Origin of the sequence: Mucilaginibacter inviolabilis, from assembly GCF_011089895.1 — a bacterium.
GTDB classification, from domain to species: domain Bacteria; phylum Bacteroidota; class Bacteroidia; order Sphingobacteriales; family Sphingobacteriaceae; genus Mucilaginibacter; species Mucilaginibacter inviolabilis.
Genome location: NZ_JAANAT010000001.1, coordinates 814014 through 839086, shown reverse-complemented (window position 1 = coordinate 839086; position 25073 = coordinate 814014). Strand labels below are relative to the sequence as shown.

The window sequence follows — 25073 nt, the reverse complement described above, 5'->3', positions numbered from 1 at the left end:
CTATGTAAGTTTTACGGCAAACACCTGTGATTCATTATTAGATAGTACCTGTTCCAAAATGGACATTCCCTTTTCTGAGGATATGCTTTCGATCCCTAATCGTTTCATTCGTTTTCTATAATCAGCAGAAGTAACAATTCCAACATCTCCCCAATACCCCCAATTAATGATATTGACCGGGATATTATATTTATGTCTTACACTATGTGCATAGCTATCTTTGTAGGTGCAACCGGCTGCGTAATTGGCCTGCCCAGGTGCGCTCCATTGCGCTTGTACTGATGAGTAAAAACAAATAAAGTCAAGTGGCTCTCCTTTAAATGTTTCGATAAGGTGATGACTCGCTGTTGATTTGATTTCAAATGATCTTACAAAATCCTCTTCGCTCATGTTCCTCAACGACTTATCATTTAATACAATAGCCGAGTGGAATAAACCATTCACCGCCATATTAGCGTTCTTGATTTCCCGGTAAGCCTTGATTAAATCAGCTTTATTATTTGCATCACACTGTATATACAATGGGCGAACACCTAATTGAGCCATTTCATCCTGCGCCTGATAAATAGCAGCATCCGGGCTACGTCTGCCCAACCATATTACCTGTGCCTGATAATTGTTTACCAGATATGCCGTAGTAGCTTTACCAATACCACCTGCACCTCCAAGTATTACGTAGGTTCCATTTTGTTTCAGCTTACTTTTTTTATCAGTAGGTAGTTCTATCTGAAAAAGCTCCCGCTTGTAAGCGTATCCGTTGCGATAACTTACCATCACATCCATATTATTAAATGGAGTAAGCAGCATTTTTTGTATATCTGTTTTTATCCGCCCATCGGTATCTAATTCCACATCTATTACCCGGAATTGCCATTGTGGCTGTTCTTTTGCCAACGAGCCGATAAGTCCGGATATTCCACTGCCAGCCTCCTGCACTTTATCAGCCGAAAAAACCTGTTGGGTATTGGCGGTTAAAACTGTCACATTCAGCTTTGTTTCAGCATAAGCTGTAGCTAAGATCTTTTTTATGACACGGAATACTGGTAGCTCTCTTTGATCATATCTGCTGTTTAATCCCTGATCATTTACAGCGTTGAGGAGCCCCTGTAATAAATAGATGTCAGTAACACCGGGAGGTATGTCAATAAGGGTTTCTACAGTGGTTATAGGTATACCCTTCCCAGAAAGAAACTCCAACACTTGAGCTGCTTGTTTCGGAACTCCCTGGCCAGATATGATCAGATGTTTACCCGAATCATTGGAAATGGCTGATGGCTCTATCTTAATCCGGTTCCAGATTGGCGTATAAGTGTATCCAGTTTTAGCTTCCATAACTTCGGGCGCATCAACTAAGTTTATTTCCCGAGCTGCTACTTTTTCTATTTTTTGGGCATTTTCGGGTACCCAGTAACGATTACGGATAAATGGATATACCGGCAAGCTAATTTTACCTGGCTTCCTACCTGCATATAGCACAGACCAGTCAGCCTGTCCTTCATTTAGCCAGGCATTTGAAATGACCTCTAATGGTTGTTTATTATCAAAAGATATGCTATCATCTGCCAACAATTTGCCCACTTGCCCGATGCTATAACCTGATAAAAGTTTTATTAATCCTGTTATATCAATCGCCATAAAAACAATCCTTTCTTTCATAGCATCCCTACCTTCCTGTAAAGTGCGGGCCATGGCATGTATACTGATTTGATGATTTACATCCAGATAGTGCTTCAGATTATTTACCTGCAACTGTAGCTGTTGATTATTTTTAGCCGATAAAGGAATAACAGCCGGATAATTATTATTAGGTTCCGATTGTGCTGGCTCGCGATATTCTTCAATAATAATGTGCGCGTTTGCGCCACCAAACCCAAAACTGCTAATACCGGCTATCCTGGGCTTGTTATTTTCTGTTTCCCAGGCTGTTGTTTCCTTTTGTAATGAAAAAGGACTGTTTTCTAATTTTAGAAATGCATTGGGCGTTTGTAAATGTGGATTTCCGGGCAAAGTTTTATGTTTAATGGCCATCAATACTTTGATCACACCAGCCATTCCTGCCGCAGATTCCAGATGTCCTATATTAGCTTTCACACTACCTATACTGCAATAAGGATTTTCTGATGGCAACAATTCTCTATCATTGTACAGTTCGTCGAAAGCCATCTTTAAAGCTTCCACTTCTATAGGATCGCCCAAAGCTGTACCCGTTCCATGAGCTTCTATATAACTTACATCGCGCGGATCCGTATTTGATGTACGATAGACTTTTAACAGCAGGTCTTTTTGCGCTTTAGGATTGGGCGATGTCAATGTGTTAGCCCTACCTCCGTGGTTTTCCGCGGTACCTCGTATAACACCATAAATGTGATCACCATCCGCCTCAGCCATAGCTAAAGATTTCAGTATAATAATACCTACTCCCTCACCACGCACGTAGCCGTTGGCACTTTGATCAAATGTTTTACAACGTCCATCGTCACTTAACATTCCTGCCCTGCTAAATGATAGCGTTAACTCTGGTGACAGTATCGCGTTTACCCCCCCTGCAATAGCCATATCGCAATGCCCATTTCGGATATGCTCTACTGCTCTGTGAATAGCGATCAATGAACTGGAGCAAGCGGTATCTACTGGTTCGCTGGGGCCATGTATATCCAGCAAGTAGGAAATCCTGTTTACCAGCATAGAGTGGGCTATACCTGTTGAATACTGCCCCTGATTGATGGAATCAGTACCATTATTGAGTAATGCGGCATAATCAGCTCCTGAAACACCTATAAAAACACCTGTATTGGAACCTTTCAGCCCGGATGGTGCTGTGCCGGCATCTTCCAGGGCGTGAATTACAGCTTCCAGGGCGATTCTCTGCTGCGGATCCATCAATGCCGCCTCTTTAGGAGAAATATTAAAAAATAGCGGGTCAAATTTATCAATATCAGTGATGAACCCTCCCCATTTAGCCTTGGTTTTGAGCGCCCCGTTTTGAGGGTCCCCATAGTACTGTCTCCAATTCCACCGGTCAGGGGGTATTTCCGTTATCAAGTCATTATTCTCTGCAATCTGCTTCCAAAAAGCATTTATATCTGGCGACCCGGGAAAGCGCCCACTAATACCGACGATGGCTACAGGGTCTGGATATTTATTTGTGGCGGCGGCTGTTTGTATGAACCTGTTCTTTTTATTGAGCTCTACGATCGGCTGAATCTTATCATCCTTATTCTCTACCTGTATTTGCCCTCCCTCTTTACCATGTTTATTTATCATAGCTGATAAATGAGTGGTTATGAGCCAAGACGACAATTCATCAATAGTTGCATGATTAAAGAAAACAGTTGGCATCAAGTCCAGATCGTAGTAGTTATTAAGGTTGTTGGCAAAACGAGTTAACAAAACAGACTCCAAACCATATTCACCGAATGGTTCATTACCCTTTATCAGTGAAACATCCAACTTTAATAGTTTGGCAATACCTGTAACTATTTGAAGTTTTACCGCCTCTAATAATTCTGGGCTTGCCACGGTATTTTTCTTTTCTCCATTTGATTGGATGGGGACGCTTAATAGTTTTTTATTTATTTTGTTTCTGTTCCCATACAATACCACATACTGGCCGGGAGCACTTTGTAACAATTGTTCAAAAACCCTAAGCCCCTCAGATGTTGGTAAAATATGCAACCCCCACTGTTGTTTCAGGAAATTTTCGTTTTCAACAGTTAGCTGCATGCCCCCATCTTTCCATAAAGGCCAGTTAATGGATACAGTTTTTCCACTTCTTTTCCCTTTTGCCACTAACTCATTGCGATAAGCTGTATAATGATCAAGATAACTGTTGGCCGCAGCATAGTCAGCCTGACCAGCATTGCCAAATACTGCGGAAACAGAGGAAAAGAGTACTATAAAATCAAGCGGTTCACCTTTTGTCGCTTCATCCAGGTTCAACATTCCCTTAATTTTTGGAAACATTACAGGGTTCATTATACCAGGTGTTTTATTCACAATAAAACTATCATTGATTACACCTGCGCTATGAAATATGCCATTTAACTGACGGTATTCCCTTTTTATAATATTTAATAAATCATTTAAAGATTCTGAATCGCATACGTCACATGGGTAATAAACGGCACCTGGTATTTGCCGTAACATCTCTTTTTGTTTAATTGGCAGCTGGCTTCTGCCTGTCAGAATAATTTTTGTGTCTTTAACGTTACAGATATAACTCGCGAACAATTTTCCAAGGCCTCCCCCTCCCCCCGTAATGAGATAAACCCCACCTTCTTTAATCGCCGATTGGCTTATACTATCAGTTAATGATACCGTTTGCAGTGTTTTTACTGACCGCTTACCGTTTCTGTAACTTACCTCGGCGTCATTATTGCCATGTTCTTCCTCTAAAATCCCGACCAGTTCATTCAAATGAGTTATAGATAAATTATCCATCAAGATTAGCTTACCTATAAATTGATGATTCTCATGAGTAGCCGTTTTTAGCAGCCCGGTTACTAAACCTTTATCCAGATAGTCTGCAAATTGGCAAATTACCGTTACCTGTACCATTCCCTTTTTTTCGATCTGCTGTTTTACTATTTCCAACATTTCATAGAAATAAGTAATGGTATCTTCCTGGTGTAAAGCAATCACTTCAATACCTAAATTATCCTGAAGCTTATCGGCAAGATCTGCCGTACCACCCGCCAATACTATCAGCTGTGATATCAACTCACCTTTCGTCGGGGTTGGTATTAAAGACCTCTCCTTCCATACTGGTTTTAGAACATCAAGCTGTAGTTGACCTTCATTAATCAAATCCTGTTTAAGAAAATTATCAATAGGCAATGCAACAAAATCACATAAACTTACCATTACTTCACCTTGCTCATTTAACAGATCTATATCGTAGGCAGTTATTTTATCTCCAGTGCTGTTCTTTTTACTTTTCCTTGCGAGGCCCCAAAGAGCCGATGAGGTTTGGATATCCTGATAAAATTTCACCTCTCCCAGAAAATAAGGTAATGCAAGCTCGTAACCTTCATTTAGTTCGGCTACAAGCCCGTAGGTAGTATGCAGCAAACTATCTAAAATACCAGGGCTATACATAAAACCATCTAAATGAAGAAGCTTTATTCTTGCCAAAGCACTATGCTCTCCCACATAAATCGTTTCTACGCCGCGGAATGTATCGCCTAAATCAAGGCCTTCTTTCTTGAATAGTTCATACACCTGACTTCCTTTTATCTGCCGTTGGGCACTCTGAATCAAATTTTGAATATCTATGGCCTCAGGAGCTTTCATTTCGTGCAACAAAATATCTCCGCTACAATGGAGAATGTCGCCATCATTATTTTGGCTAGACACTTCATAAACGATACCCTTATCTTTTGAAAGGAGTCTGGTTTTTACGGCTTGGCCCTCTCCGCTTACACTCAGCGGGTGTAACCAGCTAATATTTTTCAAGCCCGTAACCTTTTGTTGTGCACCAAGTGTACCCGCTATTCTGGCCAGTTCCAGGTAGGCAACACCCGGTAACACTTTTGTCTCCCGTACCTGATGCTGCGCCAGGAAAATTTCATGACCGGAATAGAAACTGCTATAACATTGTTCATTTAAGTTGGCATTGTTAACATGCAGTAATGGATGAATCTTGCTACGTGCATCGCTAATAATATCAGCAGCATTTGGTATCCAATAGCTTTCCCGTGCGAAAGAATAAGACGGTAAATTTACCCGGCGGGGCTTATTTAAAGGGTATAATAAAACCCAATCCATTCCTACGCCTCTAATCCATAACTGAGCAAGCGAGTGGCTGTCACGTTCCTTTAAAGCAGTATTGACATCTTCTTTTTCAACTTCCCCCTCCAGCAATAGCTCTTTCTTATTTGCCTTAACATTGCCAACAAACCAATCACCTATATTTCCATTCAGGTAGTTATTTAATTGTATTCCTAATTCCTGTACGGTTTGCACTACAATTGCTATGCGTTCGTCCATTGCATCCTTGTGTATTTGCAGGGTGAAGCTTATATCATGAATAGAAGTATCGGGATGATGGTCAAGAAAGGTTTTTAAATTTAAAACCTGTGCCTTTAAACGATCAGCATTCTTAGCAGATAGTAAAATAATTACAGGTTCAGTTCCTCTATACAATTGTTGCTGTACAGGTACGTATTCTTCAACGATAACATGCGCGTTAGCTCCTCCAAAGCCAAAACTGCTTATACCCGCTAATCTTGGTTTTCCATTCGTAGTAAGCCATGGAGTACTTTCTTTAACTAAATAGAACGGACTATTCGTTAAATGAAGATATTCATTAGGTACTTGTAAATGTGGATTACCTGGCAAGGTTTTATTTTTCATTGCCAGTATAACTTTGATAAAAGCGCTGATTCCTGCTGCTGATTCCAAATGCCCGATATTAGCTTTTACGCTACCGATACCACAATAAGGCATCGTTGCATCAGGTAGCATATAATCTTTATGCAACTCCTTAAATGCACGTTTTAATCCGTCTATTTCAATTGGGTCACCTAAAGGAGTTCCTGTGCCATGCGCCTCCAGGTAACTTACATCACGGGGATCTATCCCAGCCAATCGATAGGCTTTTGTCAATAATTCCTTTTGTGCATTAGGATTAGGGGATGTTAATGTGTTAGCTTTTCCACCATGATTTTCAGCGGTTCCCCTTATTATGCCGTAAATATGATCACCATCTTCCTCTGCCTTCCGCAATGATTTAAGTATCACCATGCCTACGCCTTCTCCTCGTACATAGCCGTTGGCGCGTTGATCAAAGGCCATGCACCTGCCATCAGCTCCCAACATGCCAGCCTGTGAGAACGAAAGCGTCAGTGCAGGCGATAACATCGCATTAACACCTCCGGCAATAGCCAAGTCTCCATGCCCATTCATGATATACTCTACTGCCCTATGTATAGCAATTAAAGAGCTGGAGCAAGCAGTATCTACAGGTTCGCTTGGCCCATGAATATCCAACAGATGAGAAATTCTGTTCACCAATACCGAATGTGCCGTACCAGTAGGAAATTGGGCATCATTAATCAAATCGGGATGTTTATTAAGTAAAGTGGTATAATCTGAACCCGACACACCTATAAATATGGCTGTATTACTGCCTTTAACTTTACCAATGGTAATGCCGGCATCATCAAGCGCCTCATACACCGATTCAAGTGCTATGCGTTGCTGGGGATCCATCAACTCTGCCTCGCGGGGTGAAATATTAAAAAATGATGGATCAAACTTATCTATATCAGTAATGAATCCCCCCCATTTTGCCCGTGTTTTTCGCTTATCCTTATTGGGATCCCCGAAATACTTCCGCCAGTCCCATCTATCAGCCGGCACCTCGGTAATCAGGTCTTTATTGTTTTTAAGGTTGTGCCAAAAAGTAGCTAAATCAGGAGATCCCGGAAAGCGACCGCTAATACCTATAATGGCTATGGTTTCTTTCTCCGGCCGACTCACAATCACATTACCAGAAACCTTAGGCTTGCTGAATTTGTAATTATTTACCAGGTGGTCATCAGGTGCAGTTACTGTTGACTGTTGAGGATGATCATCTTCAGTAATAAAGCGATCCTGATATTCATCCAGCAAGAATGAGGTTAAGCTTTCTACCGTTGGATAATTATAGAATATGGTTGGCGTTAAATCCAACCCATAAAGATTGTTCAATGTCTTTGCAAAACGCGTTAGTAAAAGCGAATCAAAACCATAATCACCAAATTCCTGTTGCGAACTTATAAGATGATCATCCAGCTTTAAAATCTTTGCTATGGTGTCAATAACGCTTGCTGATACTTTTTCCTGTAAATCATTTACAGCTGTATTTGTAATGGATTGAGACCTGTTTGTAGCTACATTTCTCTCGGCTTTTTCCGTTATGACTGCTTTTTTTCCATAATAACAGGCGTATTGGCCTGGTTTATTTTTTAAAATTTTATTAAAAATATTTATTCCTGTAGCAGTAGGCATCGGTAATATGCCCCATTTTTTTTCAAGGTATTGTTCAATGGCAACATCTACCTGCATACCGCCTTCTTTCCATAATGGCCAGTTGATACTAAAGGTTTTCCCTTGCCTTTGTCCTTTTACTACTGCCTCATTCCGGTATTGCGCAAAATGATCCAGATAAACATTAGCTGAGGCGTAATCTGCCTGCCCAATATTACCACTGATGCCCGCGATAGATGAAAAGAATACCATGAAATCGAGCGGCTCGTCTTTTGTGCTCTCATCCAGATACTGTGCGCCTAGTATTTTGGGGGTAAGAACTTGAGTGATCTGATCGGATGTCTTATTAATGATAAAACTATCACGTAAAGTTCCCGCACTGTGTATGATGCCATTTAATTGAAGATAAGTTTGTTTGATTGTTTTGAACAATGCTGCCACTTCTTGCTCATTACTGATATCACATTGATAATAAACCGTTCCCGGTATAACCGCCAGTAACCTGTTTATTTCTTCACCCGGTAGAGACCGGCCGGTTAATATGATCTTTACATTTTTAGTTTTACTGATATACTCTGCAAAAATGCGCCCAAGGCCTCCCGCACCACCGGTTACCAGGTAAACACCATCTTCGCGAATCTCCATATCAGAAGATATGTCATCAGTAATGTCTATAGGTTTGAGCTGCCTCGTTTCTCGGATACCTCCATGATACTGGATGTCGGTATCTGCATTATGTTGCTCTGCTTTTATGATGGCTGATAAGTCATCCAGATATTGAATCCCGAAACTTTCAATGCCTACCGTTTTTCCGCTTATATGGTTATTTTCCTGCGCGGCTGTTTTTAATAAACCATTTATAAAGCCTGCCTTTACATGATTTTTATTTTCATAAATAACCGTTATCCTGAATGGATTTTTTTGTTCCTGAAGCTCCTTTATTTTAATGCATACCGTTTCAAAATAATTGATTGGATCAGTAATTGATATGGTTTTTATTTCTATGCCTACACGTTCCCGTAATTCACGGGCAAGTATATCTGAACCATCGGCTAAAAATATTACCTGTTGTTGCGTTTTTTCAGAGTGCTTGTTGTTATCATCAATAATTATTGGTTCCCAGACAGGCTGATATATAAAATCAATATTATCAGTTTCCTGAGGCTCCTTTGTTAATGGCAGGGCTACAAAGTTTCTAAAGCTGATCAATACCTCACCATGATCATTCAACAAATCAATATCATAGCCCAACACTTTATCGGCAGTCTTATATGCCTTGCTTCTGCGTGCGTATGCCCACACCGATGATGAATCTGCTATGTTTTTATAACAATTTACCTCTCCCATAAAATAAGGTAGCGCCAGTGTATATGGTTCGTTATTTACAAACTGTAAACCATAAATAGTATGCAGCATACTATCCAATATCCCAGGTGAATACATAAATCCTTTCAGGCTTTCCAGCTTAATTTTAGATAAGCAACCATCTGCGGCCGCGTACATAATTTGAACTCCCTGGTAAGAGGTTCCCAATTCTAATCCTGAAAGCCGAAATTGTTCGTACATTTCATTTCCATTCAACTCCTGAACCGCCGTTGATTTCAACTGTTCAATAGCTATCTTGCCAGGTTCTGGAAGTACAATAGCAGACATGCTGCCACTTCCATGTACAACAGGTTCGTTTTTTACCACACCATATACTTCATAGTTTAAATGATCCCCTTCTGTATAAACATTCACCTTTATTTCTTCAGACTGATTGTTTATTGTTATAGGGTTTAACCAGCTTATGTTTCTGATCTGTGTTATTGGCCTACCAGTGCTCAGTGAACCTGAAATTCTGGCGAGCTCCAAATAAGCCACACCTGGCAATATTTTTTTTCCTTTCACCTGGTGATCTTGCAGAAAGATCTCGTATCCGGTATAAACACTGCTATATTTCTGTTCATTCAGATCAGATTCATTACGATGAAGTAATGGGTGTAGCTGGGAAGCACCTGTTGTGATTGTTTTTATAGCATCGGCAGGTACCCAATAACGATCCTTTATAAAAGGATAAGTCGGTAAATTAATTTTAGCTGGTCTTGCCCCCTCATATAACAAGTTCCAATCAATACTTACCCCTTCCAACCATAAACGGATCAAGGATGATGTTTCTTTTTGGGCTATTAGCTGCTGGATATAAATTTCTAAAGCATTTCCTTCTAATAACGATTCGCTTTTATTTTGTTTGATATTACCTGTATATAAGTTTTCTTCCTTGCCTGCCAGATAAGCCAAAAGTCTAAGCATCAACTGTTCTCTATCATCGGCTAAAAACGCCAGCCGCTCTTCCATTCCGGCTCTGCCTGTTTGCAAGGTATAAGCGATATTATTCAGATCTGCAGTGCTATTTCCCTGCAGATATTTCTGAAGATTAATAGCTTGCTTTTTTAACTGCTCTTTATTCTTGGCTGATAAAAGTATAAGGGCAGGGTCATCATTTTTATAAAAATTGACAGGCTGTGGTATATATTCTTCTATAATGATATGTGCATTAGCGCCACCAAATCCAAAACTGCTGATTCCTGCAACCCTGAGTTGATTTTCTTCGGTAGTCCATGCTGTCGTATCTTTTTGTAGGCAGAATGGTGTGCCATTCAGTTTTAAATACTGATTTGGTGTTAGCAGATGAGGGTTACCAGTCAACGTGCGATGACGAAGACATAACAATACCTTTATTACGCTGGCAATGCCTGCCGCTGATTCCAGGTGACCAATATTTGCTTTAACACTCCCAATACTGCAATGTGGGTGTTGCGCTTGTTGTAGGTTATTTTCATGATACAACTCGGTAAAGGCTAATTTTAAGCCTTCTATTTCTATCGGGTCACCAAGTGGTGTACCAGTGCCATGTGCTTCTATATAACTTACCCGGCGAGGATCAATACCTCCTGAACGGTATGCACGCAGTAACAGATCTTTTTGTGCAACAGGGTTAGGTGAGGTTAGGGTGTTGGCTCTTCCACCATGGTTTTCAGCCGTACCGCGAATTACAGCTAAAATGGAGTCCCCATCTGCTTGAGCCTGGCGCAGCGATTTAAGAACAATGATACCAACACCCTCACCCCTGACATATCCGTTAGCACGCTCGTCAAAAGTTTTACAACGTCCATCCTCGCTCAACATACCCGATTGACTAAAGGCCAGGGTTAACTCGGGAGATATCAACGCGTTTACACCACCGGCAATAGCCATGTTACAGGTACCATTACGAATATGTTCAACGGCACGATGAATAGCAATTAATGAACTTGAACAAGCAGTATCTACAGGTTCACTCGGGCCATTAATATCCAATAAATAAGATATACGGTTAACCAGGATGGAATGCACCGACCCTGTAGTATAATGCATATGGCCCGACAGATCTGTTTGATTACTCAACAGAGTAGCATAATCAGAACCTGATACACCAATAAATACCCCTGTATTGCTACCACTAATTTTGTCGGCAGCTATATTCGCATCTTCCAGCGCCAGATATACAGCCTCCAGCAAAATGCGTTGCTGAGGATCCATCAGTTCTGCCTCAAGTGGCGAGATGTTAAAGAACAAGGGATCAAACTTGTCAATATCTCTTATAAAGCCACCCCATTTTGCCTTTGTTTTATTTTTATCTGTTTGCGGATCTCCGTAATACTGTTTCCAATTCCACCTATCAGCAGGGATTTCAGTAATCAAATCTTTATTAGCATAAAGATTTTCCCAAAAAATTTCTAAATCAGGTGAACCTGGAAACCGGCCACTCATGCCAATAATAGCTACAGGCTCTGTTGAATGATCGCTCATAGGTTCAGCAGTAAATCTACTTAGCCGTTCGGTCAGGAATTTTGATTTATCAGTTGAAACAAATGCGGTCTTGGCAGCGGTTTTTGATTGAATGTCTCCAGCTGGGATTTGTTTGTGTTGAATTGCCAGCTGATCATAATGATCCGCAATTAAAAATGAAGATAACTTATTAACCGTTGCATAATTATAAAACACGGTAGGCATCAAATCAAGACCGTAATGCTCATTAAGTAAAGCAGTAAATCTGGTTAATAAAATTGAATCGAAGCCAAAATCACCAAATTTCCTATCTTTCCGCACATCTGCAACTTCCAGTTTGAGCAGATCTGCAACAAATTCTTTAATCTTATCAGTTACTTTTTCTGATAACACATCGTTATCTAACTCAGCCAGTTCATTATTCAGATCCGATAAATACAGAGATTCATTTTCCACCTCTTGAATCCCGGTGAAGCCATCCGGAGGCAAGGCAACAAAGTCTTTAAAACTTACTAATATTTCTCCACCTTCGCTCAGCAGATCAAGGTCATAGCTTACTACCCGGTCATTTACCCTATTGCCTGCACTTTTTCTGGCATATCCCCAAAATATTGAGGTATCTCCCAATGCTTTATGGAAGTTTACTTCTTTAACAAAATATGGCAGCGCCAGCGAGTAGGATTGACCATTTAAAGTTTCCAGACCACAAATGGTATGCAGCAGGCTATCTAAAATTCCTGGAGAATATACACATCCGTCAATACCTGACAGATTAATGTAAGCCAGTGCACTATTTTCATCCCTATATAACCGCTCCACACCTCGAAAACTGCTACCAAGATTTAATCCCTCCTGATTAAACAGCTGATAGATTTCACTTCCGTGCACTTCATTTGTATAGGCTGCTTTCAATACCTGCAAATCCATGAATCCTCCTAAAGAAGGTTCACTGGTAATGATGTGCCCGCTACCATGAGTAACAGATTCATTTAGCTGATTATTAATTTCAAATTTAATACCGGTTTGGCCGGGTTTTAAAACAATGTTTACGCCAGCTGTTTCACCAACAATTTTCACCGGTGCTATCCAGCTAACGTTTTTAAGTTTTGTTACAACTTGACGGCTGCTAAACTCACCAGCTGCCCTGGCCAATTCAAGGTATGCAACCCCTGGCAATACTTTTTCTCCTCTAACAATGTGGTCAGCCAGAAAACTTTCATTACCTGTGTATTTGGCGGCATATTGTTGCTTATACAGATCAGATTCATTAGTATGAACTAAAGGATGTAACCTGCTATTATTACTATATGACACCACTGTTTTAGTTTCGGCAGGGAGCCAGTACCGGTTCCTGGCAAAAGGATAAGCAGGTAAACTTATCTTCACCGGTTTATTATCAGCATAGAGTAATGTCCAGTCAAATTGGACACCCTTTATCCACAGTTGTGCCAACGCCCGCACTTCTTTATTTTTAACCGCTGTTTCAATGTAGGCTTTTCCAGCCTCCCCTTCAAGTAAAAAATCCGCATTGGCTTGATCATTGCCACGCAATAAATGTCCGTTATTTCCCGCCAGATAATCATCCAGTTGTATCAGCAACTCGGCCTCGTCAGTTACCACTAATGCCAGCCGCTCTTCCATGGCCTCCCTACCTACTTGCAGAGTATAGGCAATATTGTGTACATCTATACCCGGATTGGTCTTTAAATAATCTAACAATTGTTGCACCCGCACTTTTAACCGATCTTCATTTTTTGCCGATAAAATGACAATGGCCGGTTGTTGACTATGATATTGATTTTTGATTGCTGGGATATACTCTTCAATAATAATGTGTGCATTGGCGCCACCAAATCCAAAACTACTGATACCTGCTATCCTTGATTTTGCTCCAGAAACTGTCCATCCGGCCGTATTTTGTTGCAAGCGGAATGGGCTTCCTTCCAGCTTTAAATATTCATTAGGCGTATTCAAATGAGGATTACCCGGCAATATTTGATGCCTTATTGATAACAACACTTTCATAACACCTGCAATACCGGCAGCCGCCTCCAGATGTCCGATATTTGTTTTCACACTGCCTATATTACAATGAGCTGCTTTTGGCCGCTGAATATTTTTTTCTTTATATAATTCGTCAAAGGCTAGTTTTAAACCTTCTATTTCAATTGGGTCGCCGAGCGGAGTACCTGTTCCATGAGCTTCTATATAGGTTACATCACGGGGATCAATATCCGCTGAGCGATACGCTTTTAATAATAAATCGCGCTGAGCCTTTGGATTCGGAGAGGTAAGGGTATTAGCTTTTCCGCCGTGATTTTCCGCAGTACCGCGTATTATGCCATAAATAGGATCGCCATCGGCCTCGGCTTGCTGCAGTGATTTCAAAATAATTATTCCGACGCCTTCACCGCGAACATATCCGTTAGCATTTTGATCAAATGTTTTACAGCGACCATCCTCACTTAACATACCTGCCTCACTAAACGATAATGTCAATTCTGGTGATAACAACGCGTTTACACCACCAGCAATAGCCATATTACAGTGGCCGTTACGGATATGCTCAACTGCCCGATGAATAGCAATCAGGGAGCTTGAACATGCGGTATCTACCGGTTCGCTCGGTCCATAAATATCAAGCAAATAGGATATACGATTTACCAAAACAGAATGAACAGATCCAGTGGCATAATGACCCTGACTGGTAAAGTCTGCTTGTTTATTGAGCAATAAGGAATAATCAGAAGTTGATACGCCGATAAAAACACCTGTGTTGCTGCCTTTTATTTTATTAGGTGCTATTGCCGCATCTTCCAAAGCCTGATAAACCGCCTCCAACGTAATTCTTTGTTGGGGATCCATCAGTTCTGCCTCCCTGGGCGAAATGCCAAAGAATTGCGGATCAAATTTATCGATGTCGCTAATGAAACCTCCCCATTTGGCTTTGGTCTTGTTTTTCTCTTTTTGCGAATCGCCATAATAAGCTTTCCAATCCCAGCGGTCGGGTTGAATTTCGGTGATCAGATCTTTGTTTTGACGCAGATTATCCCAAAAAGTATGTACATCTGGCGAACCTGGAAAACGTCCGCTCATCCCTATAATAGCTATCGGCATTTGACCTAGTTGTGTATTTACAACCTGATGAGTCACTGGCCGACCTAATCTGGTTAATGATGGCCGATCATGCGCCATTACAGGAGCTTCCTGACTTATGGTTTGTTTAACAGCAAAAGAAGTATAATTACTGTGTTTGATGGACAGCTGCGCTGCATGTTCTTTTATTAAAAAGCCCGCTAGGTTCTCAACAGTAGCATAACCATAAAATACAGTAGGCAACAAGTCAAGTTCATAATATTCATTCAGCGTATGTGCAAATTTGGTTAATGAAATAGATTCAAAACCATAATCACCAAATTCTTTGGTCTTTTTTATAGCTGTAATATTGATCTTCAATAACTTGGCTATTATTTCTGTTATTGTACGTTCTGCTTGCTCTTGCAAACGGTTAATATTGCCTACTGGAACTTCAATTGATACAACAGTTGTCGCATCTTTTACTTCTTCAGAAACAGGCACCTGTTTATAAGCAACCATTACTTGTCCTTCGGCATTATTCAGCAGCATATCAAAGGCCGTTATTCCGGCAGCTGAGGGAAGTAATAACATATCCCACTGTTTTTCCAGGTATTTGGCGTCTTCTTCACTTACCTGCATTCCACCATCTTTCCATAGGGGCCAACTGATGCTTAGCGTTTTACCATGTCGTTTTTTATTTGATCTTTGCGTATTCCGGAACTCGGCGTAGTTATTTAAATAAGCATTTGCAGCAGCATAATCAGCTTGTCCTATGTTTCCTTTAATTCCTGATACAGAAGAGAAATATACCATGAAATCCAGAGGTTCATCTTTTGTTACCTCATCCAAAATCTGCGTGCCTAATATTTTGGCAGAGAATACATCACTTATTTGTGCCGGTGTTTTGTTAACAATAAAACTATCCCTGATAACACCAGCAGCATGTATCACACCATTTAATTGACCGTAGTTCGCTTTAATCATTTTAATCAAAGCCTGTACTTCTTCTTTGTTACTTACATTACATGGGTAATAAACAACACCTTGTATTTGACGAAGTGCCGCAGAGATATCTTCAGTTAACGGATTTCTGCCAATTAAAATAACTTTGATATTCTTTTTTCTGCAGATATGTGAGGCTATCATTCGCCCTAATGCTCCGGCTCCTCCGGTTAGTAAATACACCCCACCTTCTTGGATAGTTATGTTTTGAGCGGGATCAAACTCTGGTACGAAAGGCATTAATGTTTTTACTTCGCGCCTGCCATTATAAAATCGCACTTCTGCATCTGTGGTGTTTTGTTCAGCCTCAATCAACGATGTAAGTTCATCCAGATCCTTGACGGATAAACTATCAACTAATAACACACCTCCGGTTATTTCCGGGTGTTCTAAATGCGCGGTTTTTAACAGTCCGGATATAAAACTGTAATCCAGATAATCAGCATGCTGACAAACAACAGTAATATGCGCAGATGACTTTTGCGCTATTTTTTCTTTTATTACTTTTAATATACTGTTGAAATAAGCTTCGGGCTGTTGCTGCATTATGGGCAATACTTCCAACCCTAATTGTTCCTGTAATTTATCACATAATCCTACAGAACCACCGGCTAACAGGATCAGTTGGTGGGTTAACTCTAGTTGATCCGCAGGAGAAAGTACTGCTTCCTCCCATTGCTCACGGAAAAAATGGGTGGTTGCATCAGTTATTTCTTTTTGAGTTTTGTTTCTTGAAACACCATCTAGCGGAAGGAAAATAAAGTCTTTGAAATACACTAAAACATCACCATTTTCATTCAACAAATAAAAATCGGCTGTAACATTAGTATGATCATGGCCATTTGCTTTCTGTGTGGCATAACCCCATAGTTCTTTTGCGCCCTCTATTTCTTTATAGAAATTTATTTCACCAGCATAATAAGGTAATACCAGGGAGTATGACTGCTCGTTAGATTCCATTATCCCGTAAACAGCATGTAACAAACTATCCAGGATATTAGGAGGATAAACAAACCCTTCTGTATTTAAAAGGCTTATTCTTGACAACGCATACAATTCCCCGAGATATAGTTTTTCGACACCTTGAAAAGTATCTCCAAGATTTAAGCCAGCAATATCAAATGCCTTATATATTTGCTTGCCAGATAATTCGCGCTTAGCCGCAGCTTTTAACTGAGGAATATTGATAACCTGAGGTGGCTCAATTGCCATTAAAACAATGGTTCCGCTGTTGTGTACAATTTCTTCTTCCTGTTGCAGACTATTGATCTCATAACCTATATGTGTTCCTTTACGGTATAAGTGGGTATAAATAGTTTTGGTACCACCATTTACCCATATCGGATTTATCCAGCTTACCTGTTTTAGTTGTGTAACTTTTTGATGCGTACTTAACTTGCCGGCTATCCTGGCCAATTCCAGGTAAGCAACTCCCGGTAAAATCTTCTTGTTTTGAACCTGATGATCTGTTAGGAATATTTCCTGGCCGGTAAAGATGCTGGTATATTGCTGTTCGTCCAGATCTGAAGTATTGGTATGTAGCAGAGGGTGTAAATAGACATTGGTGCCTGCCGACGTATTTACCTCAACCATCGGTAGCCAGTACCGCTCTTTTGCAAAGGGGTATGTAGGCATGCTTATTTTGCTGGGTTTATTGCCCGGGTATATAAGTTCCCAATCAATAGAAAAAGCATTTACCCATAAGCGTGCCGCCGTTCCCCAATCACCGGCCTGTATGGCTTGTTGCATTTGCCTTTGCCCGACAGCCCCTTTATTAAATAACAGTTGCTCCCTCGTATTAAGCTTGATATTATTGGTAATTGCCATAGATGACGTTCCGTTTAGATAATGTTTTAACTGATCAATTAAAGATGGAACATCATTAGCAACAACGGCAAAACGTTCTTCCATTGCCTCCCTGCCAATTTGCAGGGTATAAGCAATATCATGTAATGCCAAACCGGTATTCTTTTGTAGAAAATCATGTAAATTCAGGACTTGTTCATATAGCCGCTCCGGGTCAATAGCTGATAATACAATGATGGCGGGTCTGCTATTTATCGATTTGTTTATTACCGGCTGTCTGAATTCTTCAACAATGACATGGGCGTTGCTGCCGCCGGCCCCAAAAGAGCTTAACATAGCCCTTAAAGGAATTTCCGTTTGTAGTCCGTTTATATTGAGCAAAGGCCGTTTCCATTCGGCAAGATTTTGCTGAACATGAAAAGGAGTTTCTTCAAAGCTAATATTGGGATTAATAGTTGTTGAATGGATTGACGGAACAAGGGAAGCGTGTTTAAATTGTAGTAATATTTTGGTTAATCCTGCAATACCCGCAGAAGCCTCCAGATGGCCAATGTTTGATTTTACAGAGCCAATGGCGCAAAACTGTTTATCATCGGTATAATCTTCAAAAGCTTTGCAAAGACCAGTAATTTCTATCGGATCGCCTAAAGATGTCCCGGTTCCGTGCGCTTCCACATAGGAGATAGTACGCGCATCGATCTGTGCTTTTTTTAATGCAGATTGTATCAGCTCTCCTTGTAAATTAGGATTCGGTACGGTATAACCATTTGTGCGCCCTCCATGATTAACAGCTGTGCCTTTAATAATACCATATATCTGGTCGCCATTAGCGATAGCATGTTCCAGTGGTTTAAGCAATACCGCGCCTATACCCTCCCCAGGTACATAACCGTCACCAATTCCAAAGCTCCGGCAACGTCCATCTGTTGAAAGAAAATTATGCTGACTTAAAAATAAATATTTGCTCAGGGACAATGAAAGATTAACGCCACCGGCAATACAACTATCTGATTCTCCGCTCCTGATACTCTCGCATGCATAATGTAAAGCTGTTAGCGAAGCCGAACAAGCGGTATCAATAGCTATGCTTGGACCTGTCCAATTAAAGAAATAGGAAACCCGGTTAGGGATATTATATAACAATCCACTTGGAGCAATAGGATTTCCTTTAATTGTCTCCTCTACCCCGAGATTAACATAAGGCTGCCATAAGGCTCCTACAAACACGCCTACCTTTTTTGACTGTAAGGTTAATTTTTCACGGGTAATACCGGCATCTTCCAGGGTATTCCACACCACTTCAAGGAACAACCTTTCCTGTGGATCTATTTCCTCTGCTTCTTTGGGCGAAATATTAAAGAACAAAGGATCAAATTGATCAACGTTATTAATAAAACCACCCCATCGCGAATAAAGTAAGCCTTTTTCTTTATTTTCATCAAAATGACCGGAGTAATCAAACCTGTTTCCAGGAATTTCAACAATGCAATCCTTTCCATTCTTCAATACATCCCAAAACTCAGACAGGTTATCGGCCTGCGGATATTTGCCCCCTATGCCTACAATAGCTATGTCTTTAGTGTATGCTTCCTTTTTTGTTTCCGCTATTGCGTTAGCAACGGTAATTAGCTCTTGTTCTGGTTCTTTTATCGATACTTCAGGTTGTTCCTCTGTTATGAGTTCCTGTAATACAGCCGAATGTTTTTTCTGGAAATATCCGGCTAATTCATTAATATTCCGGTATTCAAAGAAAAGTGTTTTGGATAAATTACCGAATGTTTTTGCCAAAAGACGATTCAGATCAATGATCATTCGGGAGTTGATCCCCAGGGCATCAAATGACGAATCGGCATCCAGTTCACTAATCTCTAAACCTATGCCCTCGTGCAATAGCGTTTTTAGTAAATGTTCTACATTTTCAATGGAAGGCCCCGTTGCGCCAACGATAGTAATAACAGGCTTTATTGCTGGTGATCCTTCACTTGCTGCCTCTTTAGTGTTAGTTATTTCTTTAATGGCAAATCCTTTTAACCGGGCTACAACCAATCCGTTTTTATCGGCCATCAATGCGTCAAATTTTTTAATACCGCTCATCCGTTCATTGTCTTCATGCGCCGTAGTATGTACATAACATTCGGCAGGAATTTGTTCTGTAAATACTATTTCTTCAATAGCTACAGGTATGTACTTAGAGGTAGTTATTCCGTTTGGTTTATTATTAATTAAGGCTGTTTGAAAAACACCGGTCAGCATGCTGGGATGCAGTATGTAATCAGATAACGTGTCTGCTACGTGGGTGGGCAACATTAGGTGGCCTAATGCCTCCTGTTTACTTACCCACAATTCCTCCATCGGCATAAAGGATGGACCTACATGTAATCCCTCCGCAATGATCTGTGCATAAACATTTTCTCTTGATACGGGTGTATTTAGTTTTTGCTTAAGAGCCTCCAAATCCAATACACCTAGGTCTCCGGATTTAAGTATAGTAGTAGTATTTACTTCGCCTAATGCATGTACTGTTTTGTTTCCACTGGCATCGTAACTGTAAACCTCGTAATCATATCCGTTCTCTTTATTTATTAACTGGATACGGGCATCAATAGGAGCTCCCGCCGAAGACAAAACCTCGGGCCAATAATTATTAGACATACTGTAAACCTTCTTGTCTAATAAAGTCACAGACTGCCTGCCCATTTCAATATAACAAGCACCCGGAACATTATATTTACCCTCTACCACATGATCCTGCATAAAAAACTCCTCATTGCTAAAGCGTTTTTTGAACAGTAATTGTGCCTTATCAGAACGTTCTGCATCTACCAATGAGGTTTTAGGTAAACAACTGATTTGTCCTGGCAAAATAGCGGCGGGACTGCTAACTTCATTTTCCAGATAAGCTGATAACCTTGCAATAGTATTATGCTCAATTAACGTAATAGGATTAATGGCAATCCCTAGTTGTTCCTGTATTTTACCAGCCAATTTCACCAAGCTCACTGAATCAAAGCCTAGCGTATTAAAACTGTCGGTATTTTTGATGGTAGTTAAAACCGGTAAAACGATCCGTACCACATGCTGTAATATGGTTAAGAGACCACCTGCTGACGCTTTTTCATGCGACACAGTAACTACAGGCATTTGCTCCGCGTTAAGGTGTGCTGTTATTTTATGTGCAACACCTTCGATTAATATGGCCTGGCATGGTGTACTTTTAGCAGAAACGTTTAACAGTTGGACAAAGCCATCCAATGCCCGTTGATGGCTCATAGGTTTCATTCCAAACACTTCCCATAAGTGCTCACGTTCCGCATCAGTTACATCTATCCCACCATTTTCCCAAAGCGGCCAGTTAATAGCCAGACTGATATCATGAATACCTTTTTCTAATTGTCTATTTCTGCGGATTTGCATTAAATGATCCAGAAAATTATTGGCTGCTGCATAATCACACTGGCCCTGGTTTGGCATTAAAGAAGCAATGGATGAAAACACTATAAAGAAATCCAATGAATCATCTTTTGTGCATTCGTCCAAATGAATAGCACCATACACTTTTGGGGTGATAACCCTTTCAAAAGAACTTGGTAGTTTATTAAGGATAAAAGCATCTTCAATTAACCCAGCGGCATGAATGATACCATTGATTGTTTTATGCTGTTTCCTTACCTTATCTATTACCTTGATAATAGCTTTCTTATCTGAAACATCTGCCGAATAATAAACGGCATTTCCTCCAAGCTGACGCAGATCCTGTAGTTTCTCCTCAATTGCGGTATTTTTTAAACTTCGCCCTACTAGCACAATATTGGCTTTATATTCCATTGCCAGGTAAGCCGCGAACACCATACCTAATCCACCGGCACCCCCTGTAATAAGATAGCAGCCATTCTCTTTGAGTATATTCTGAGTTAAAGCGGGTGGCACATTAGCGGTTACTACCACTCTTTCTTCTCTGCGTCCCTGGCGATAAATTACCTCACGCAAAGGGGCCATAAAGTATCTGGATATTTCCTGGAGAATGATTTCTTGGTAACTGGATTTAACATCCTCGGTTATTCCAACCGTTTGAATAGAAATCAATGGATTTTCATAAGCCAAAGTCCTGGAAAAACCACCTACCATTTGTTGTACCGCAGTCGAATAGGTATCCTTATAATTATATAAATGCAATAGCCTCACCCGGCCATTGTAAAAGCAACTGATAAGGGCTTGAGACAGGTATAATAAGACATATACATCCTGAATATTTTCTGTAATTTCTTCGCTCTTCTCCATACTCCATCTATATACCCAATTGTCAATCTGGATATTATCTTCTATCAGATCGTTGACCAAGAGCTTGAAAGATGCTGCATCGGCGGGATTAATGTAGTATGTGTTTTTATCTTTCTTCTGGTAAGTATCGCCTGGCAATAATAACACAGGAACGGTATGAGGATACTGTTTTTTTACTTCCTCATATAAATGCTCATCTATATCAAATAGAATGAGGGATTTTGGACGTTCATTCAGAATGCCCAATGGACGCTCTAACCAGGCAGTGGTATAATGCAGACTTTCAACAACGGCCGGTGTTATCGTTGTTTCAGTTATTATACTGGTAGTTGCTGTTTTATAGGCGCGTTTTATAAATTCATCAAATGCAATAATAACGTTGCCATTCTCATCGCATAAAAACATATCAAATGAATAATGATTGCCATCTGCATAAGTGCTTGATTTCCGTACATAAGCATAACGTGCAATAGCCGGACTTCCGTAACAACGGATAGATTTTAAATAAAATGGCAACAACTGATGACTGTGCTCCACACCTCCCCATATACATAAGCCTACAACTGCTTGAAAAACACCATCCAACAGGGATGGATCCCATACTTTTTCAGATAATTTGTGCTCCCTTATTGTGGGCTCCAGATAGCACAATGCCTCTGCTTCTGCAAAAAAACCTTCTTTTATTGTTTTAAAGGTTTCCAGATAGCCTAAACCTTCTTTGCTTAGCGCAGCATATATTTCACCCGGGGTTTTGTGAACTTTACACCGTTCTTTGATCTTTCGAAGATCAATAGATGCAGGTATAGTATTATTAGTTTCCAGCTGGATATTTCCATTGGCATGTACCCCATCAGTAGTGGTTATTTCAAATGAAAAACCTTTATCAACTGGTTGCAGGTTTACATGTAAAGGCATATTCATTTCCTTTACCAATACCGCATGGATCCAGCAAATATCATTTAATTCATTTACACTGCGGCCGCAAGCTTGTTCTGCAACGGCACGTGCTATTTCCAGATATGCAACACCGGGCAACATGCACTCGCCTTGTACTACATGATCCCTTACAAAATAATCTGTTTTACGTAATAAGCTTTGATATTGCCATTGACGTTTTTGGTCGTTATTTTTGAACTCAAGCAAAGGAGTTTCAACTGTATTTTTCTGATCGGCGGGTGCATCCATCCAACATGTGCGCCGCTCAAACGGATAACCAGGTAAGGCTATCCGCTTACTGGTTAAACCAACCGAAGGATCGTTCCAATCTATGTCAGCGCCTGTTAACCATTGCTCTATTTGCCTGTCTTCGGTAATAATATGTTTATCATTGGTCACATATTCCTGTAGTTGATCTATCAATTCAGTTACGGTTGACACTTTAAATGCAACTCTGCAATTCATGGCATCTCTGCCGGTTTGCATCGTAAAGGCAATATCCTGTAATGGCAGTGTTTGGCCTGGCCCTTTTAAAAAGACTGCGATATTATTAGCATATACTTTTAACTGTTTTAGCGTTTTAGCAGATAGTGGTATTAGAAAATATGATTGAGATGAAATTAAAGGCTGGGGGCGACTATCTTCAAATGCCTGTAATATCACATGCGCATTTACGCCACCCATTCCAAAAGAACTAATACCAGCTGTAAGCGGTCCATTTTGCAATCCTTTGGCAGATTTCTTCCAATCTGTTAAATGATTATTAACATAGAGTGGACTACCTGCTAAATCAATATATGGATTGAGCTTTTGATAATGTAACAGGGCTGGTAATTTTTTGTGGCGCATACAAAGCAACACCTTGAAAAGACCAGCCATTCCTGCAGCACTTTCCAAATGACCAATATTTGTTTTTACAGCGCCTAATCCGCAATGAATGTCGTCATCTTTTGAATAGCCACTGAAAACCTTTTTCAGGGCACTTACTTCAATAGGATCACCTAAAGGAGTAGCGGTGCCATGCGCTTCAATATAACTTACATGCCCGGCTTCTAATCCGGCATCCTCAAGCGCAGCATCTATAACTTCTGATTGCGAACGTGCGCTTGGCGATGTAAGAGAATTTGAACGACCATTATGATTTACGGCCGTTCCTTTAATAATACCCAGAATGGTGTCATTATCGGCTAATGCCTTACTTAATGGTTTAATAAAAACACATCCTACACCTTCAGCACGCACATATCCATCGGAACGTTCATCAAATGTTTTACATTTTCCCTCTGACGATAACATGCCCGATTTACCGTGCGAAAGATACATCGTAGGTGTTATTAGCGCATTCACTCCACCCACCAGAGCCCCTTCACATCCGCCTAAACGTATATCACGAATTGCATTGTGCAATGCCACCAGCGAACTGGAACAAGCGGTATCAACTACTTCGCTTTTACCACAAATATCCAACAGATAGGATACCCGGTTAGCTAAAATAGAATGCACCGTACCTGTAGAAACGAAAGAGCTTATTTCCTGGTGAGTTGACTGTAACATTTCTGCGTAGTCATTTTTAGAAACCCCAACATAAACACCAATTTTCTTACCAGACAAACTTCCGATACTATATCCCGCATCTTCAACTGCATGCCAAGCTGCTTCTAAAAATATCCGGTGCTGAGGGTCAATATATTTTGCTTCTTTAGGCGAGATGTTAAAAAACAGCGGATCAAACTTGTCTATATCATTTATAAATCCCCCCCATTTGCTGTTGGTTTTGTTATTTTCCTGATTAGGATCACCGTAGTAATCTCTCCAATTCCAGCGACTTTCGGGAATTTCTGTAACACTGAAGTTTTCGTTTACCAAATTATTCCAGAAGTCATGATAATTCTCCGCTCCCGGAAATCTGCATGACATACCAATTATAGCAATTTCATCTTTATAAGGTCTGGCGCTTGCGCTCGAGTTGCTTTTCAGTTTTTCTTTCATCTAATACACTCATTAATGCTGTATATCCTTATTAAAAAGGGTAAATACCCCACAAGAATTGACTCCAATTCTATTTTCTACAATAAGCTCTTATACAATATTATGTGTTTAAATAGTAGGCAAAAAGTTAACTATGCGAACGGGAACAGTTTTATGTAAACAGTGATTTTGGCTATGCGAGTTATCAAATTAAAACAAGCAAT

Annotated in this window: 1 protein-coding gene; it reads right to left on the bottom strand. The window is 40.4% G+C overall.

Annotated features, from left to right (window positions below):
• Positions 1-24870 carry an SDR family NAD(P)-dependent oxidoreductase gene (locus tag G7092_RS03315; protein WP_166086161.1) on the bottom strand — a complete coding sequence of 8290 codons (24870 nt, stop codon included), beginning with the start codon at positions 24868-24870 and terminating at the stop codon, positions 1-3.
• Positions 24871-25073 lie beyond the last annotated feature (203 nt).

Coding starts and splice junctions, on each gene's coding strand:
- G7092_RS03315 (WP_166086161.1), bottom strand. CDS start 24,870: ATGAAAGAAAAACTGAAAAGCAACTCGAGCGCAAGCGCCAGACCTTAT.